The organism is Nitrospirae bacterium YQR-1, from assembly GCA_039908095.1.
GTDB lineage: Bacteria > Nitrospirota > Thermodesulfovibrionia > Thermodesulfovibrionales > Magnetobacteriaceae > Magnetomonas.
Window position 1 is genome coordinate 32587 of the sequence record JAMOBJ010000029.1, and the last position, 16094, is coordinate 48680.

At 39.2% G+C, this 16094-nt stretch carries 12 protein-coding genes; 4 read left to right on the forward strand and 8 right to left on the reverse strand.

Annotated features, from left to right (window positions below; genetic code table 11):
* Positions 1-142 precede the first annotated feature (142 nt).
* On the reverse strand, positions 143-445 hold the full coding sequence (locus H7844_12610) for a hypothetical protein (protein MEO5358123.1): 303 nt from the start codon (positions 443-445) through the stop codon (positions 143-145).
* A gap of 186 nt (positions 446-631) precedes the next feature.
* Complete coding sequence (locus tag H7844_12615) at positions 632-793, reverse strand: hypothetical protein (GenBank protein ID MEO5358124.1); 162 nt, start codon at positions 791-793, stop codon at positions 632-634.
* Between the two features lie 106 nt (positions 794-899).
* Between H7844_12615 and H7844_12620 the strand changes: the two genes are divergently transcribed.
* Positions 900-2969, forward strand: coding sequence for a tetratricopeptide repeat protein (locus tag H7844_12620; protein MEO5358125.1), 2070 nt, complete (start codon positions 900-902; stop codon positions 2967-2969).
* A gap of 51 nt (positions 2970-3020) precedes the next feature.
* Here H7844_12620 and H7844_12625 read toward each other — a convergent pair whose 3' ends face one another.
* The 6 genes from H7844_12625 to nifS all read right to left on the reverse strand — a co-directional run bounded on the left by H7844_12625 (position 3021) and on the right by nifS (position 10361).
* Positions 3021-3983, reverse strand: coding sequence for a glycosyltransferase family 4 protein (locus H7844_12625; protein ID MEO5358126.1), 963 nt, complete (start codon positions 3981-3983; stop codon positions 3021-3023).
* Between the two features lie 3 nt (positions 3984-3986).
* Positions 3987-4976, reverse strand: a complete 990-nt coding sequence (locus H7844_12630) for an NAD-dependent epimerase/dehydratase family protein (GenBank protein ID MEO5358127.1) — start codon at positions 4974-4976, stop codon at positions 3987-3989.
* Positions 4973-6214: a glycosyltransferase family 4 protein gene (locus H7844_12635; protein ID MEO5358128.1), complete on the reverse strand. Its 1242-nt coding sequence runs from the start codon at positions 6212-6214 to the stop codon at positions 4973-4975. Before H7844_12635 ends, H7844_12630 begins: the two co-directional genes overlap by 4 nt.
* 29 nt (positions 6215-6243) lie before the next feature.
* On the reverse strand, positions 6244-7929 hold the full coding sequence (locus H7844_12640; GenBank protein MEO5358129.1) for a heparinase II/III family protein: 1686 nt from the start codon (positions 7927-7929) through the stop codon (positions 6244-6246).
* Positions 7930-8044: 115 nt separating this feature from the next.
* Positions 8045-9136 (reverse strand): UDP-N-acetylglucosamine 2-epimerase (non-hydrolyzing), encoded by a 1092-nt coding sequence (gene wecB / locus H7844_12645; GenBank protein MEO5358130.1) that lies wholly within the window; start codon positions 9134-9136, stop codon positions 8045-8047.
* A gap of 70 nt (positions 9137-9206) precedes the next feature.
* Positions 9207-10361, reverse strand: coding sequence for a cysteine desulfurase NifS (gene nifS / locus H7844_12650; GenBank protein ID MEO5358131.1), 1155 nt, complete (start codon positions 10359-10361; stop codon positions 9207-9209).
* 217 nt (positions 10362-10578) lie between these two features.
* On the opposite strand from nifS, the gene H7844_12655 reads away from it, so the two are divergent.
* The 3 genes from H7844_12655 to H7844_12665 all read left to right on the forward strand — a co-directional run bounded on the left by H7844_12655 (position 10579) and on the right by H7844_12665 (position 15921).
* On the forward strand, positions 10579-12174 hold the full coding sequence (locus tag H7844_12655) for a hypothetical protein (protein MEO5358132.1): 1596 nt from the start codon (positions 10579-10581) through the stop codon (positions 12172-12174).
* 188 nt (positions 12175-12362) lie between these two features.
* On the forward strand, positions 12363-13790 hold the full coding sequence (locus H7844_12660) for a sigma-54 dependent transcriptional regulator (GenBank protein ID MEO5358133.1): 1428 nt from the start codon (positions 12363-12365) through the stop codon (positions 13788-13790).
* A gap of 559 nt (positions 13791-14349) precedes the next feature.
* On the forward strand, positions 14350-15921 hold the full coding sequence (locus H7844_12665; GenBank protein MEO5358134.1) for a hypothetical protein: 1572 nt from the start codon (positions 14350-14352) through the stop codon (positions 15919-15921).
* Positions 15922-16094: the final 173 nt, after the last annotated feature.

The following is a 16094-nucleotide window of genomic DNA, read 5'->3' on the forward strand; positions in this document are numbered from 1 at the left end:
ATTGCGAAGGGCTTTAGCCCTGTGGCAATCTAAGCCCTTCCATATAGTGTTCCCTTCAAAGAATGAGATTGCTTCGCTTCGCTCGCAATGACGGCGGGGGGTGCCATTAAGACTATATCTAAATCCGTCATTGCGAAGGGCTTTAGCCCTGTGGCAATCTAAGTCCTTCCCTTCTGTACCTTCCCCTTCTCCCTAGACTGCCGATTAAACCAATATTTTCACTTCGTGTAAATTTCCTGTTTATATTCTTTGCTAATGTCTCAGTCGTAGGTACTTCATTCTTTTGCTGAGGGGCAATGATTTCTGTTTGCTCTTCTTTTACTTCCGGTGTCTCTTTTTTCTTAATCTCTTTTGTATTTTCTTTCGTAACCCTATTATACCCGCACAGACACGTCTCTATCCTGTCCGGGCCGGTTCTCTTACAATTAGGACATTCCCATGCCATTTCTTTCCCCTACTCTCTCTCCTTAGTATCCTACGCAATTATAGCATTTCAAACTTTTTTTGAAAACTACCATCCAGCATGGATAATCAACCATTATTTTTTTTAATGCAAAATATTGTAATATATATGGAAATGACATAAAACCCTTGACAATAAAGGGACTTGGGATTGGTTTTTTGCTATTTTTCAGGAATTTGAGGCGTTTAGGTCAGGCAATAAATTGCTTATCAATTCCAGCACCAGATGTATTGTCTTCTGTAGATTTCTGCCGATTTTTTTTAAGCCAGTCTTTGAACTCAGGAAAATGCCGCCCCATCTCAACTTCAAGCCAAGTACGTTCTTTATCATTTGCATTTTCCCAAAACTTATTTATCCAGAAGCCAACGAAGTTAGACGATTGAATACAATTTGGTATAATAGTAAAAATCAGTGTATAATTGTAGAATATTGCGGTATGAAGAAAGCCTTGGAGAAATTACTAAGAAATCACTTTGTTCAGGCGGCGGTAATCCTGGTTTTAACACTGATTGCCTACTCAAATACCTTTGATGCTCCTTTTCATATGGATGACGCAGGAAACATCATTAATAATGCCCTGATTAAAGACTACAGGAATTTTATAAATCCATTGCGGGTAGGATCAGGGACTATGGAGTACGGGTTTAAGTCACGATTTGTCGGATATTTTACCTTTGCACTTAACTATTGGTTTTTTGGTACGGATGTTTTCAGCTACCACGTTTTTAACATTACAGTGCATCTGATTAACTCACTACTTGTATTTATTTTGATAAAACTGTTACTTGACACACCGGTTATTTCAGCATTTCGTAAACACTATGAGTATTTACCATTTATCACAGCGATAGTTTTTGCTCTGCATCCGGTTCAAACACAGGCGGTCACATACATAGTTCAAAGACTTGCCTCCCTCTCGGCGCTTTTTTATCTGGCGGCAGTGGTTTTCTATCTGGCCACAGAGCTAAATAAATCCAAAAAAAGGTTTTTTTATTATGCACTTGCTCTAATCTCCACTGTGTTAGCTATGAAGACAAAGGAAACTGCTTTTACATTGCCTTTTATGCTTACTCTCACTGAGTTTTCATTTTTTCAAGAGGATATTAAAAAGAAACTAAAGAAACTTTCCCCTTTTTATTTAACCCTAGCCATAATCCCGCTGACTTTATATGGAGGCGCCGCTAAAACAGGTGTGTTGACAGAGAGCCTATCTGTGGCCAGTTATGATGAAATTTCCCGCTGGGACTATCTCTTTACGCAATTCCCTGTGATTGTACAATATTTAAGGCTTATGTTTTTGCCGTTAGGGCAGAATCTTGATTATGATTTCCCGATTTTTAACAGTTTCTTTGATTTCAGGGTTGTGTCTTCTTTTTTACTGCTTTTCGGACTGTTGGCATTGTCTGTTTATTTATACAGAAAAGCCGGTCATATAACAAGGATAGCCGGATTTGGAATTTTATGGTTTCTTTTAGCTCTTTCAGTGGAGTCCTCCATAGTGCCGATAGCTGACGTTATCTTTGAGCACAGGTTGTATTTACCTGCTGCTGGGTTGTTTTTGTCGGTGTTTGCAGGGGTTTCTTGCATGACGGTAAAATTAAATGAAAAAAATCTGGATTTCAGAAAATATTTCATTATGCCTGCAGTTCTGTTAACGGTAACACTGACAGTGTTGACCTATGCGAGAAACTCTCTGTGGAGAGACAGAGTGGCTCTGTGGCAGGATACGGTACAAAAAAGTCCAAACAAAGCCCGTCCACACAATAATCTTGGAAATGCGTTGTTTGCCGCAGGGCAGACGGAAGGTGCTCTTAAAGAGTACCTTGAGGCTGTAAGGTTAAAACCACAGTACTATGAGGCAAGGTACAATCTGGGGAAAGCTTATGAAAAGTTAAAAAAACCTGAGTTGGCTGAGTTGGAGTATAAGGAAGCAATCAGGTTAAAACCTGATTTTGCAGAGGCATTTAACAATCTTGGCGGTATTTATGAAAAAAGGGGTGACAGGCAGCTTGCTTTTTCGTATTATGCAAAGGCAGTTGCCTGTAAGAGTGAATTTCCGGAGGCTATTAACAACATTGCCTTGATGTTTGAATCAGAGGGAAATTTTAATGCCGCACATCAGCAGTACCTGAAGGCTTTGAGTATAGAGCCCGATTATGAGGCAACTCATAACAACCTTGGAAATTTGTACTTTAAACTTCAGCGTTTACCGGAGGCACTGAAACACTATCAAAGGGCTGTTGCACTAAAACCTGATTTTGCCGAGGCTCATAATAATCTTGGAAATTGCTACGATGAGATTGGAAATCTTAGTGATTCGATTAAACAATACACCATAGCGGCTAAACTAAAGCCTGATTTTGCCGAGGCTCATAATAATCTGGGCACAGCCTATGCCCGTGCCGGTAGAGTTGAGGAGGCTAAAAGACAATATGAAGAGGCGCTAAGACTGAAGCCTGATTACGAGGAAGCAGCCTATAACCTTGGCCTGCTAAACCCCCGTTGAAGGGGTATTATACCCCTTCCTGTTCAAATAAATTTTTAGCATTTATGATTATCACTTTTTACCATGATGCCCCTTTTTTATCCCATAATATGCCATTAAAAATATCAGAAAAAATACCAACAGGTAACCCGCCTGCCAACGTAACTGTCCTTTTAACAGAGACAGGGCAACGATACCTGCTATAAATTGCACCAAAGCATAGAGGGTGGTGACTTTCCATTGGGGGATGCCTTGTTCGTTACTCAGGTACTGATAAAGATGGCGCCGGTGCGCCTTTGTCAGATTTTCCCCTAAACGTAAACGATAATAAATAGTCACAACACTGTCGGCATAGAAGGTGCAAAGCAGCATTGACAGACATATAAATGTCCCTGGAGATGTTGACATTTTCATAACCATAGCGGCAAATGCAAAACCAAGAAGAAGACTTCCAACATCGCCCATAAACACCCTGCCCTTTGGGAAATTAAACGGTAAAAATCCGGCACAAGCCCCGCAAAGTATCACTGCAAGAAAACCTACCTCATACGCTTTTACACCTAAAAAAGCAATTATGGCCATAAAAAGAAAACCCACTACTCCGGTAACTCCCGCTATACCGTTTATACCGTCCATGAAATTATAGAAGTTTGCCGTTGCCGTCAAAAAAATACACCAAAAGATAAGAAGTAAAATCTCAACAGGTGTGTGTGGGATGCCAAGGGTTAAATATACCATAAATATCGAAAGTGTTAGTTGAACTATCAACCGTAACAGCGTGGATAAACTAAATATATCCTCTAAAAAACCAAGAACCCCCATTGCAAATACCACGAGCACCACCCAATAGTTATCAACCGTAATTAATCCTGAGACCAAAAGAGCAACGGCAATTCCCACTCCTCCGCCCCTGGGTGTTGGGCTTGCGTGAGAACTTCTGACATTAGGTATGTCAACAAGAGATAATCTGAAGCCATGCTTCCAAATCAGGAAAGCAAACAGGGCGCTAATTGCCGCCGAAACATAAAATATCATTTTCTATTCCGTAACGGTATCGTTTATTCTGTTAAACCATGCAACCATGTCTCTAATGCCGTAGGAAATCTCATACGGTGGAGTCCATCCAAGCTCAAGCTTTATCTTGTAATTTGAGACAGTAAGAGAGCCCAAAAGCCTGTCCAGTTCAGCTCCTTTACCGGTTAGCACTCCGGCTAATTTTAACAATACCGGAGGGAAGGGAAACAGTAAGGCGGATTTGCCCATCTCACCTGAAATCATCCTTAAAAGCTCCGGCGTTGATACGTCCTGCCCATCACTTACCATGAAGGTTTTAACCCCCTTGTTTAAATCGTGTATAGCGGTTTCTATGGCGCTGACAAGGTTTCCCACATAGAGCATACTTCTGCGGTTGTTGACGCTTCTGAGAGGAAGCGGGACGCCTTTAGAGGCTATTTTTAGAAGCCTCAGAAAATTTCCCTTAACATACGGGCCATACACCAGTGGAATACGAAATATGGTAACAGCCGTGGGAGAGCCCGACGCCCACAGCTCGTTAAGGATTTCCTCGGCCTCAAGCTTTGATACGGAATAGGAGTCCTGAGGTTTGGGTTTGTCATGTTCTGTAAAGGGCTTAGAGGTTGTTCTCTCACCATTTACTTTAACTGTACTTATGAAAATAAACTTCTTTACGCCGTTTGCCATCGCCTCCTCATACAATCTCTTTGTACCGATGGTATTGACTTTTCTGAATTCCACAAGAGGGTCCGTTGCCGACTCTTTCATCACATGAACCCGTGCGGCAAGATGCACAACCACATCAACTCCGTTTAAGGCATCCCCAAAGACAGCATCAGGCCCGATGTCTTTTATTTCGCAAAAATCTTTAACCTCAGGTAAAATCTCCCTTACCTCATCATTTAGATTTCTTACGGCCGCACGTACATTAAACCCTGCATTTTCTAAAACAGGGCACACCGCACGCCCTATAAAGCCGTTTGCCCCTGTCACTAAAACCCTGCTCAACCTCATTTAACCGCCCTCCCCTTTACAACGTCTTCTATCACCTTAATCATTTTTTCAGCCTGAATTTCTCTCGTATATCTTTTTGAAGCATCAAGGCTGTTAACGGAAAGACTCCTCAACTGCTCAGGGGTTTCTTTCAAAAATAGGATTTTCTCAGCAAAGAGTTGCGGATTTCCTGCCGGAACCCACACCCCGCAATTTTCCCTTTCCACAATAGCAGATGCCTCACCTTGCGGGGAGACAACCATAAGAGGAAGCCCCATTCCCATAGCTTCAAACATCTTTGATGGTATCACAGTCTTAAACACATCTGAGTCTTTTAAGTGCACAAGGGCTGCATCGCAGAGGCTCCAGTATTTTGGCATCTCATCCTTAGGCTGAGGCGGCACAAAACGCACATTTGTTGAAAGCTTTAATTGCTCAACTTTTACTTTAATTTTTTCGTGCTCAGAGCCTGTTCCTACAAATAAAAAACAAATCTCGTGGTTATCTCTTAAAATCTCTGCTGCATCTATTGCATTTTCAAGGCCGTGTGCGGCGCCCTGTGTGCCTATATAACCCAGGACAAATTTCCCCTCAAACCCAAGAGCACTCGTTAGCTCAGGCTCCTTAGGCATAGGCTTATAACGCGGTAAGTCAACCCCATTAATCACCACAGTTATCTTATCTTCAGGGACGTTTCTGCGTATGAGGTCATCTTTAAATGAATTTGTCAAAGACACCACATGTGCCGCCCTGTCATAGAGATAGAGTTCAAGTTTTTCAACCATTTTTAACAAGACACTTTCTCCTTTTATAACTCCAACGGCGGCAATTGAGGCAGGCCAGAGATCACCCAGTTCAAAAATAAACGGCACTCCCTTTGCCTCCGACACCATCCATCCGGCCACCGCCGCAAAAAACTGCGGGGAGGTCGAAATCGCAACATCAGGTTTTTCTTCAAAAAGAGCAGCCACCACACCGGTAATGTTAAACGACAGGAAATCAAGCGTTCGTAGCGCTATACCCTCATTTTTACTGATAAAGGTCTTGACGCGCACTACTCTTATTCCGTTGATATACTCAACCTGATGCCATTTGTTTTTGTACCCGCTGTAGAGCTTTCCCTGAGGAAAGTTGGGAGCACAGGTTATCACAGTTACGTCATGCCCCCATTTAACCCAATAGCAGGCGCGCTCATACACACGTGTTGAGGCGGCATTTACTTCAGGTGGAAAATTCTCTGAAAAAAAAAGTATCTTCATTAAGTTTGTTAAAGCTATACGTTTATCTTTTAAAAGTTAATTTGATAACTTATTGTGTTACCGTTATTTTGCTCCGCAATAATAACGTTGTTGTTCAATTCCATTCCGAATTCAGGATAATACTTTGACTGTTGCACGCTGAGAGTATTGTCAGACAAAATATTAAAGACAATCTTTGAAGTTGAAAGAAGAAACTTATTATTGTCCTCCAATCTGACTGACACATCAGGGTGTATATGTATCAGGGTTTTAAACCCACCGGCAGAGATTCGTTTTTTAAGAGTATCGGTAACCGTTAAGGAATATTTTTCAAAAACCACCTTTCTTTCAAAAATATTTCCGCTAAAATCGGCCATCGAGCAAGAAAATGTGTCAGCCCTGACATTATAACTTCTTTCTAAAATTCCGGAGCGCCTGCCCATTCTAAAAAACCCCCATATTTCAGACTGCTCAACACCCTCAATCATGGGCACATTGTGGGCTGCGGTAGCCCTGCAGTAGGCTCTGATTTGAGGGTTTTGGTATGAGCCGACCCCTGAGTCAACAATCACCCTTTGGCCGGCAAGTGAAACCTCATAGGACATGCAATCACAGTGTGAATGTCCGGGTTGATACCCGGGAGAGGGGTTGCCTGAGTCTATGATAAAATAAAATCCGCCTGCCCAATGTCTGATAAAATAACCTGAATTTTCAAAATATTCAAAACCATCCGTATATTTAAGCAGTTCGTGTTCCTCATCCAGCTCTTTAGGTTTTATGAGTGATGTGTCGTTGAAGAGGGATAATTTACCATCGGGATGTAGCATAAAAGAGAGCCAGCGTCTCATTTTTTCAATCCTTGCACTGCACAGGCAGTGCAATTGTTCAACTGTTGCCATTTGTCTGAAATCTAAATTTTCCATCTCCAGAGCCCTCTCCGCCACCATGTGGATTTCTATCATGCCTGATAGAATTTGTTGATGGTACATGGGGGTTGATTCATAGTGGGCACCGTCGTCAAATATCTGCTCGTTAATCTCAATTATCAATTCACCGGCACTAAAAATCATCTTATTTAAAAAATAGCTTACTTTATAGCCTTTTTCTATTAAAAATACCGCCGTTATAAAGAGAGCTTTCAGATTTTCAAAAAGATGGTTTGCCTGAATGTGATACTCTATGTCATGATACAGCCGCTTACACTGCATATAGATGGATTCGTATATTAACCGCCTGATTTCATCATCATTATTAAAGTTATACTTTAAATCTGTAAGCCACTTTATCCAGTTAACAACCCTCCTTGAAATAACAAACGGCTCCCATGCCTCGGCAGCGTCATCAGCGTTATTTTCAATCCAGTCAAGGAGCACATATAGTTTTTCATTTTCTTTTCCATTGGAATTGTTATTTATCAAAAGAAAATCAAAGTAGTGCAGGTTGTATCGCCAGAGTTTTTCCTTTGTCCTGTCCATCCAGTTTATGGAAGTAACCGGGTACGTTTCCTTAATATTTAAAAAGCTGAAAGTAATAGTGGTTTCCTGAAGTTTTTCAAGTGCAGGTTTAAGTTTTGCAGCTTTGTTGCACACTACCGTAAGGCCGTTGATGCGATAGAATTGCCTTTTAAGAATATACAGGGCCCGTCCATAAATTTGAACGGGTTTGAGATAGCGCAGTGTAAAGGCCACAGTTAGTATCTTTGGAATTTCATTTAAAATTCTTTCACGCAAAAACACTCTACACCTCCTGAACTATTCAACGGCCTGAAATAACTTTTGAAAACCACTTTGGACTTTTAACATTTTTACCACAGGCGCAACAACTCATACAGTGTCAGCCGATACTATGTAATCATAACTTATCTATCAATATTTTTGCAATCCTTTGAGCTGTTTTACCGTCCCAGAGCTCAGGCACTGAACCTGTTTTTAACCTTCCGGCTTTAAAATCGGCGTAAGCCGCCATAATTGAGTCCTTTTTATTGCCAACGATTATGTTAGTGCCTATTTCAGTGGTTATTGGGCGTTCGGTATTATCCCTGAGTGTAAAACACGGTATGCCTAAAGCGGTAGTTTCCTCCTGAAGTCCGCCGCTGTCGGTAAACACAACGGCGGCATCTTTCCAGAAGCCGAGAAACTCACTGTAAGACAAAGGAGGCTTTAAATGTATATCAGAGTTTTTTAGTATTATTTCTGTGAGACCAAAATCATCTAAATTCTTTTTTGTTCGCGGATGAACCGGAAAAATCAGTTCCATATCCTCTGAGATTTCAATAAGACAATTGACAATGTCAGTGCAAACCTCTTTGTTATCAACATTGGAGGGCCGGTGCAGGGTAACGACCCCGTACTTCTCTTTTTCAGTAGTTGATGAAACGTTTACTCCGGCTCTTTTAAGATTATCAAGTTGGTGAAACAGAGTGTCAATCATGATATTTCCAACAAAAAAAATCTGGGCATCCCCCTTCCCTTCTCTCTTTAAATTGGTAACACCGCTTTTTTCCGATACAAACAGATAATCGGAAATGGAATCAGTGACAATCCTGTTTATTTCCTCAGGCATAGCCATATCACCGCTTCTTAGTCCAGCCTCTATGTGAGCAGCTCTTAAGTTGAGTTTTTTTGCTACCAGAGCACAGGCAAGTGTAGAGTTAACATCTCCGACCACCACAATTATTTCCGGAAGTTCGCTAAGGCAAACACGTTCAAACTCTATCATGATTTTAGCCGTCTGTACTGCATGGCTTCCCGGTCCCACATTTAAAAAGTAATCCGGCTCCGGTATTTTAAACTCCTCAAAGAACACCCTTGACATTTGAAAATCATAGTGCTGCCCGGTGTGTACCAGTATATAATCGCAGAACTCAAGTTTATTCAACTCATGGATAAGTGGGGCGATTTTCATAAAATTAGGCCTTGCCCCTGCCACCAGCACTATTGTCATATTACCTCTGTCGTATTATTCTTAAACAAGCAACACAGTTTAGTATAGAACAAAGCCGTGGTTAAAGTCTTTAAACAAAAGGAGATATAGCTCTTAGTTTTTTGACCACAGTGGTGATGGCATTAAGTGCGGTGTCAATTTCTGACTCAGTGTTATAGCGGCTAAGGGATAATCGCAGTGAGCCGTGTATGGCTGTAGGGGGGACATTCATAGCGCTAAGTATGCGGCTGGGCTCAGAGGAGCCTGAAGAGCAGGCTGAGCCTGTGGAGACACAGATATTTTGCATATCAAGCATCATAAGGATGGCCTCGCCGTCAACGTACTCAAAGCTCAGGTTAGTAGTGTTAGGAAGGCGGTTATCTCTGTCGCCGTTTACCATGTTGCCCGGGCAATCCCGTAAAAGTACATCCTCAATCTTATTGCGTAACTTCGCCAGATAAGCGGCCTCTTCTGAAATTAACCTTTCCGCTAATTGGCAGGCAACACCAAGGCCAACTATGGAAGCAACGTTTTCCGTGCCGGCACGTCTGCCGTTTTCCTGATGTCCCCCGATTATTAACGGTTGATACGGCAGTCCTTCCCTTACATAGAGAGCGCCTATACCTTTTGGTGCATGGAGTTTGTGCCCGGAGAGGGAAAGCATGTCAAGGTTTAATTCCTTAACATTTATTGGGATTTTTCCGGCAGCCTGCACTGCATCTGAGTGAAAAATTATACCCTGCCCTCTGAGCAGCCGGCCAATGTCCTTAATTGGGAAGAGTACACCTGTTTCGTTGTTAGCAAACATTACAGAGACCAGTGCCGTATCTATAGGGGAAATTACTGCATGCAAATCATTTACATTTAACCTGCCAAAGGAATCAACAGGTAAGTACGACACTTTGTAACCCCGTGTTTCCATAAGAGCACAGTATTTAAACACGGCGGGGTGTTCGACCATTGTTGTAATTATGTGTTTTTTCATGGGATTGGCACTCAGGGCGGAGGCAATTGCGGTGTTGTCACTTTCAGTCCCGCAGCTTGTAAAGACTATCTCCGACGGTTTAGCGCCGATTAATGAGGCAACCTGAGAGCGCGCCTGCTCTATGGCTTCTGAGACGCTGCGTGCAAAAGAGTAGGCACTTGAGGGATTCCCATAGTGCTGCTCCAACCACGGAAGCATTGCGGCCTTTACCTCAGGGGCAACCATCGTAGTTGCGTTATTGTCCAGATATATTAGCTGCATATATTGCTTATATCCTTATTCTTTAAGATTTTCACATATTTAACCAACAAGATTAATAATATTTATCGCTTTTTGTCAAATGTTTTTCATCTACTTTCCTCCTATAATTACAACCAGCTCTATTTTAACTGATTGTCTCATTTTGGGGATCCACACTTTTATTGACAAACCTTATAAAATATGAGATACTAAGTTAAGGCTTCAGGAGAAACTGACATTGCACAATAGTTTTAAACTCAAAGACAAGACCACAACAATTGTGTTTTGGTTTTTTATTGTTTTATCCCTTGCAATAAGACTTGTTAATATTAATTCACCAATCACTGAGAGCCATGCGTACAGACAAACTCAAACAGCACTAACCATCCGGAATTTTGTGATGGAAGGAATTAAAATCTTTAATTATGAAACACCTCTGTTTGGCCCCCCATGGCAAATACCATTTGAGTTTCCAACTTTTCAGTTAACCGCAGCATTGTTAATGAAATTGGGTATTAGCAATATTGATCTTGCCGGTCGAATTACCGGTATTTTTTATTTTTATATATCAGTGTTATACCTGTACCTGATTACAAAACTTGTTTTTAAGGAAAAACAACTACCTGTTTTTATCCTGTTTTACTACCTGTTTAATCCTTTTAATATATACTGGAGCCGTACTTGTATGATTGACTATTGCTCTGTTGCATTTTCCCTGGGTTACTTACTGTTTTTTATCCAGTGGCTAAAAAAACAGGACAAACTGTCCTTTTTTTATCTTTCGACTCTATTTGGGATCTTTGCATATTTAACTAAAATCACCACGGTTTTTGCTTTTCTCCCTTTAATGATTTTTTTGGTAATATATTTTTTTATTAAAGGCAATGATGATACCGCAGAGCTGTTTTTAAATATATCATTAAAAAAAAACAAAAGATTTTTTGCTTTTTTACTTATTATCTTCATAATCCCTTTTGTTGCCGGTTACTCATGGGTAATGTACGCCGACTATGTTAAGAACTCATCACCATTTACTTCGTGGTTGACTTCAAAAAACATGGCTCACTGGAACTACGGCACTTTCAAACAAAGGCTTGAAATCAAAAACTGGCTTAGAATTAAAGATTATTTACACGTTATGGTGCCTGCTTATTTAGTCTGTTTCTTACCTTTCGGTATTTTGTACGCTCTGAAGCATCGTAAAGAAACTGCATTGTTGTTTTTCAGTACTCTATCCGGTTCTTTTTTTGTAATAATCGTTTTTTTCAATCTCTATACAATTCATAACTATTACCTGATGGCAATAAGCCCCCTAGTTTCTATAATGATTGGAATATCTCTCTATGCTTTTTTTTATAAATTCACAAGAAGAAATAGTATTGTTGTTTTTATCACTGTTGTTTTTATCACATTAACTGTGTTTCCAAAATTTGTGGCTGAACTAACTTTTCCTCTCACTCAAAACAAATATCAAACTAAACGCACCATCTCTGATTTCCTAAAATTAATCACCACCGAAAATGAATATACAATAATTACAGGTCCTGATTGGTATCCAAAGATTTTATACTATGCAAACCGAAAAGGTTTTATGCTGTGCGAGAAATACACACCTGAGATGGCGGCATTTTTAAAAAAATACAACTTTACCACGATTTTAACCACAACACCACACCCTGAACTTTTCTCAAACTGGAAATACATCATAGAGATTGAATCTTATGCCACATCTGCAAACAGATACCACATATTTAAAGTAACCGATAATCCTGAAACTTTAAACAGGTGGAAACATCAATACAGTTCTTTAAGCCGCTATGGAACAAGCCCTTAAATTTTTTGGGGAAATCCTGTACTATATAAGTGGAATTAAGATATAACCCTCTAAGATGGTATTTAAGGTGTTAGGTATCTTTACGCCGCCAACACAGAAGTATGTGTATCTTTATAGACCCTAAGCAAATATGCCGGCAAAATTTTTTTACACTGTTGAAAAAAAGTGCAATTGTGCTAATATTGCACATGGATGTACAAAACCCGAACATATTAATAGTAGATGACGATAAGGAATATGCCCTTGGCCTGAAGAAGCAGTTAGGCGATATAGGCGCTATAGACGTCGTTCATACAAAAAACGAATTTGGAAAGAAATTCAGACCGCATAAGTATGATTTAATCTTGCTTGACCTACGTTTGAAAGAGGAAAAAGAAGGGCTCGATCTGTTGGATTATATAATGGAAGAGGATAGCACAACGGCTGTAATAGTAATGTCAGGGTATGGTGATATCGCAACGGCGGTGACAGCATTAAAAAAGGGAGCCAGGACATTTATAGAAAAAAGAATATCACCCAACGAATTAAAATTAACAATTCAACACACCATAAGAGAAGCCTTGACAGAGAGAAAAATTAAGAATTTAGAATCTAAAATTGGAAAAGAAGAGTTAATAGGTGAGGACCCCCAAATACATCAAATAAGAAAAACAATAGACCTTGTTGCTCAGGATGGGGAAACCACGGTTTTGATAAGAGGTGAAACCGGCACAGGCAAGGAACTTGTAGCACGGGCGATACATAAATCAGGGATAAGAAAAGACGGACCGTTTATAAGCGTGGCCCTTACGGATATGAACACAGAGACCATCATATCAGAAATATTCGGCCACGAAAAGGGAGCTTTTACCGGAGCCACCGACAAACACCTGGGATATTTTGAGCAGGCCCACAAAGGCATGTTGTTTATAGATGAAATAGGGGAACTTCCTTTAGATTTGCAGGTGAAACTGCTCAGGGTAATGGATAATAAAAAGTTCAGAAGAATGGGAGGCACAAAAGAAATTGAGGTAGATGTACAAGTCATAACCGCAACAAATCAACCATTAGAGGAATTGATAAAAGAGCAAAAATTCAGGAAGGATTTCTATTACAGGCTAAATGTATTTGAGATAGTTTTACCTCCGTTGCGTCAAAGGCCTAACGATATTACATTGTTAGCTAACTATTTCTTACACCTGCTTTATGGCAAGGGTAGAACAACTGCAAATAGTTTTTCTGAAACAGCCGTTAACTTAATGTTAAATCATAAATGGTTAGGTAATGTGAGAGAATTAAAGGCTGTTGTTGAGAGTGCTGCTATAAGATGTAAACTTGAGGCTGCTAAGCAGATAACTATAAGGCACTTATCTCAATTTTTAATAAATTATGAAAACAGTGTAGGTCAAGAGAGTAATGATGACGTTATCAGGGTCTCAGCCGAAAAGGAAATAGAATTAATCGAAAGAGCATTAAAAAAATCTGTATGGAAAAAAACATTGGCATCAGAATTGCTTTATAATGATAGATTTAAATTGACCAGGAGAGTAAAGAAGTTTTTGCAGGATTATCCTGATATTCTTGACAGATTTCCAGAGGTGAAAAAGATGTTTTTAAAAAATAATACTCTGATTTAGCTGACACTATTATATTAAATTTGTGCAATGTAATTTTTGTACAGGATTTACAGGTTATACCAAGTTGCTAGTCAGAAGTAAACACAGGCGGCTGGGAGCAAGCGACGCCTCCCCTTACAGGGGATTCACCTTTAGGGGAGAGTACGCCCCGGAGCTTGTGACAAAGCCAACGAAGTTAGACGATTGAATACAACTTGATATTACAGTTTATGTGCAAATATTTCACATTGTAGTGTATATTAATCTATAAACAAAAGCATGTAACGCAAGAGCCTTCAATATAATCATGTTTTATATCATATGGCATAAAATTTGCGATACAATCTATGAGAGATATTTAGTTAAAAATTTTTAGCTATGCCGAAAGAACGGTATAAAGGTACTAACGTAAGAAGTGTTAAGTTCGCCTACTTAATGATTCAGCTACATTTGATTATATTTTTAATTATTGTAATAAAGGGTTGGAGTTTCCGAGGTGTTGTACACAAAATGGAGGGAGTAAAAATGACAAAAAACAATACGGTTTTGTTAAATGTCTTTTCATTTTTCTGTGTGTCATATGAACTCACCACCCAACCTGATTTATTTTGCAATCTTTGCAATCTTTGGTTCAAAGGAAAATTGGAAACTAAAAACAAGTGAGGTCTTTGTAATGGACAGTTCTTCCAATAGAGTTTCTAATTCAAACACTATACCTTTGTGCGGAGAGTGCCACCAACATTGGAGGAATAGTAAAGAACTTATACAAAAAATAATTTCAGCAACCACCACACCGGCTTATATTTATTCAGAAGAACTTATAAACAGAAGAATTAAATGTATCAAAAAACAAGTAATGAATACGCCTGAAGTTAAAAACAATGAGATTAAAATATTTTTTTCACTTCTTAGCAATTCAAATCCTTATATACTAAAAAGCATACGTAATAGTGGTATTGACGGATTTGTTGTTACATCTCAGGGTGAGTATTACTGTGCAACACAAGCAGGAGCAAAAAATCATGAGATGATACTTTCTTTTATTGGTTTAACAGAAGATGATTTAGACATTTTTGATAGAAACTTTAGAGCTGTTTCTGATGATGAGTATCCTATAATAATGGTTAACAGCATTAATCAGGCTAAGTTAATTACTGAAAACACTGCAAAGTTAACTACTGAGGGCATTATAAAATATCCATGGCTAAGTAAAATCAAATATGGCTTTCGAATAAAATTAAACGATGATCTGTTGCCAAACAAGATAAATACAGATAACTTTGCAGATTATTTAGGCCAATCATCCAGAATGGGAATTCCTGAAGAAAACTTTGAAACAGTTTTCAAATTATTTAAAGATAAAAAGATAGAAAAAAGAATAAAAGGAATATACACATATATTGGAGCAAATATAACTTCTAAGGAAGAAAACACATATTTCTCGGTTATTAAAAGATTGTTTGAAGTTTTAGCAGAGTATGAAAATGAACATCAGATTAGCTTTGATTTTATAAATATTGGAGGCGGCTTTGGAATTCCTTATGATCACAAAGGAGTCAGGGAATTTGATTTTAAAAAATTGAGTAGCAAATTAACCGCTTTACTATCAAAGACCCGGAGCAATAAAAGTGTTTACATTGAACCCGGAGCGTATATTATAGCGCCATCCGCCGTATTAGTAACAAAAATAATTGATAAAAAAGACGAAAAGAATAATCACTTTTTAGTAACAGATACCAGCTATAGTGTTTTTGCCAGGCCGTTTATATACAAAGATAAGGCAAAACATAAAGTTATAATAATTCCCGGCGGTGCACACACATCAAAAGGAACATATTTCAAAAAGACTAGTAAAATACATATTGTGGGTTGCAGTATGGCTGTAAGTGATTTTATCAGGAAAAATATGAATTCGCAGGATTTTGAGTATCTGGATGAGGATACAAATGTTGATGATATTCTGCTAATAATGGATGCAGGGGCTTATGGTTATACCATGTCATCAAATTATGGCGGTTTTGTAAAACCAGCTGAGGTTTTAATAAGCAAAGACGGAAAGATTGAGTTAATACGAGAGCGGGAAGAGCTTAATGATTTGGTGAAAAGAGTTCCATTGGCAACAAAAACAATAGAGTTGTCTGATAAGTTGTAATGATATAACTTAAAGGTCATAAAAAGAAAAGTAGAAGTAGTCGCATATGTTGCAAGGTTGGTGTCATGTCACATTTTAGCGGTAGTTTTATTCTGCTTATAACGGAAGTTCCGAGTGTCAAAACGTCTAAGGGTTTGAAAACAGAGGAGAAAAGGCATATTCGGTAAAAATAT

What these genes read in the sequence shown, in the direction of transcription:
- H7844_12615 (MEO5358124.1), bottom strand. Translation starts at nt 793, where the DNA reads ATGATAAAGAACGTACTTGGCTTGAAGTTGAGATGGGGCGGCATTTTC.
- H7844_12625 (MEO5358126.1), bottom strand. Translation starts at nt 3,983, where the DNA reads ATGATATTTTATGTTTCGGCGGCAATTAGCGCCCTGTTTGCTTTCCTG.
- H7844_12665 (MEO5358134.1), top strand. Translation starts at nt 14,350, where the DNA reads ATGAACTCACCACCCAACCTGATTTATTTTGCAATCTTTGCAATCTTT.
- H7844_12635 (MEO5358128.1), bottom strand. Translation starts at nt 6,214, where the DNA reads ATGAAGATACTTTTTTTTTCAGAGAATTTTCCACCTGAAGTAAATGCC.
- H7844_12610 (MEO5358123.1), bottom strand. Translation starts at nt 445, where the DNA reads ATGGCATGGGAATGTCCTAATTGTAAGAGAACCGGCCCGGACAGGATA.
- H7844_12660 (MEO5358133.1), top strand. Translation starts at nt 12,363, where the DNA reads ATGGATGTACAAAACCCGAACATATTAATAGTAGATGACGATAAGGAA.
- H7844_12620 (MEO5358125.1), top strand. Translation starts at nt 900, where the DNA reads ATGAAGAAAGCCTTGGAGAAATTACTAAGAAATCACTTTGTTCAGGCG.
- wecB (MEO5358130.1), bottom strand. Translation starts at nt 9,136, where the DNA reads ATGACAATAGTGCTGGTGGCAGGGGCAAGGCCTAATTTTATGAAAATC.
- H7844_12630 (MEO5358127.1), bottom strand. Translation starts at nt 4,976, where the DNA reads ATGAGGTTGAGCAGGGTTTTAGTGACAGGGGCAAACGGCTTTATAGGG.
- nifS (MEO5358131.1), bottom strand. Translation starts at nt 10,361, where the DNA reads ATGCAGCTAATATATCTGGACAATAACGCAACTACGATGGTTGCCCCT.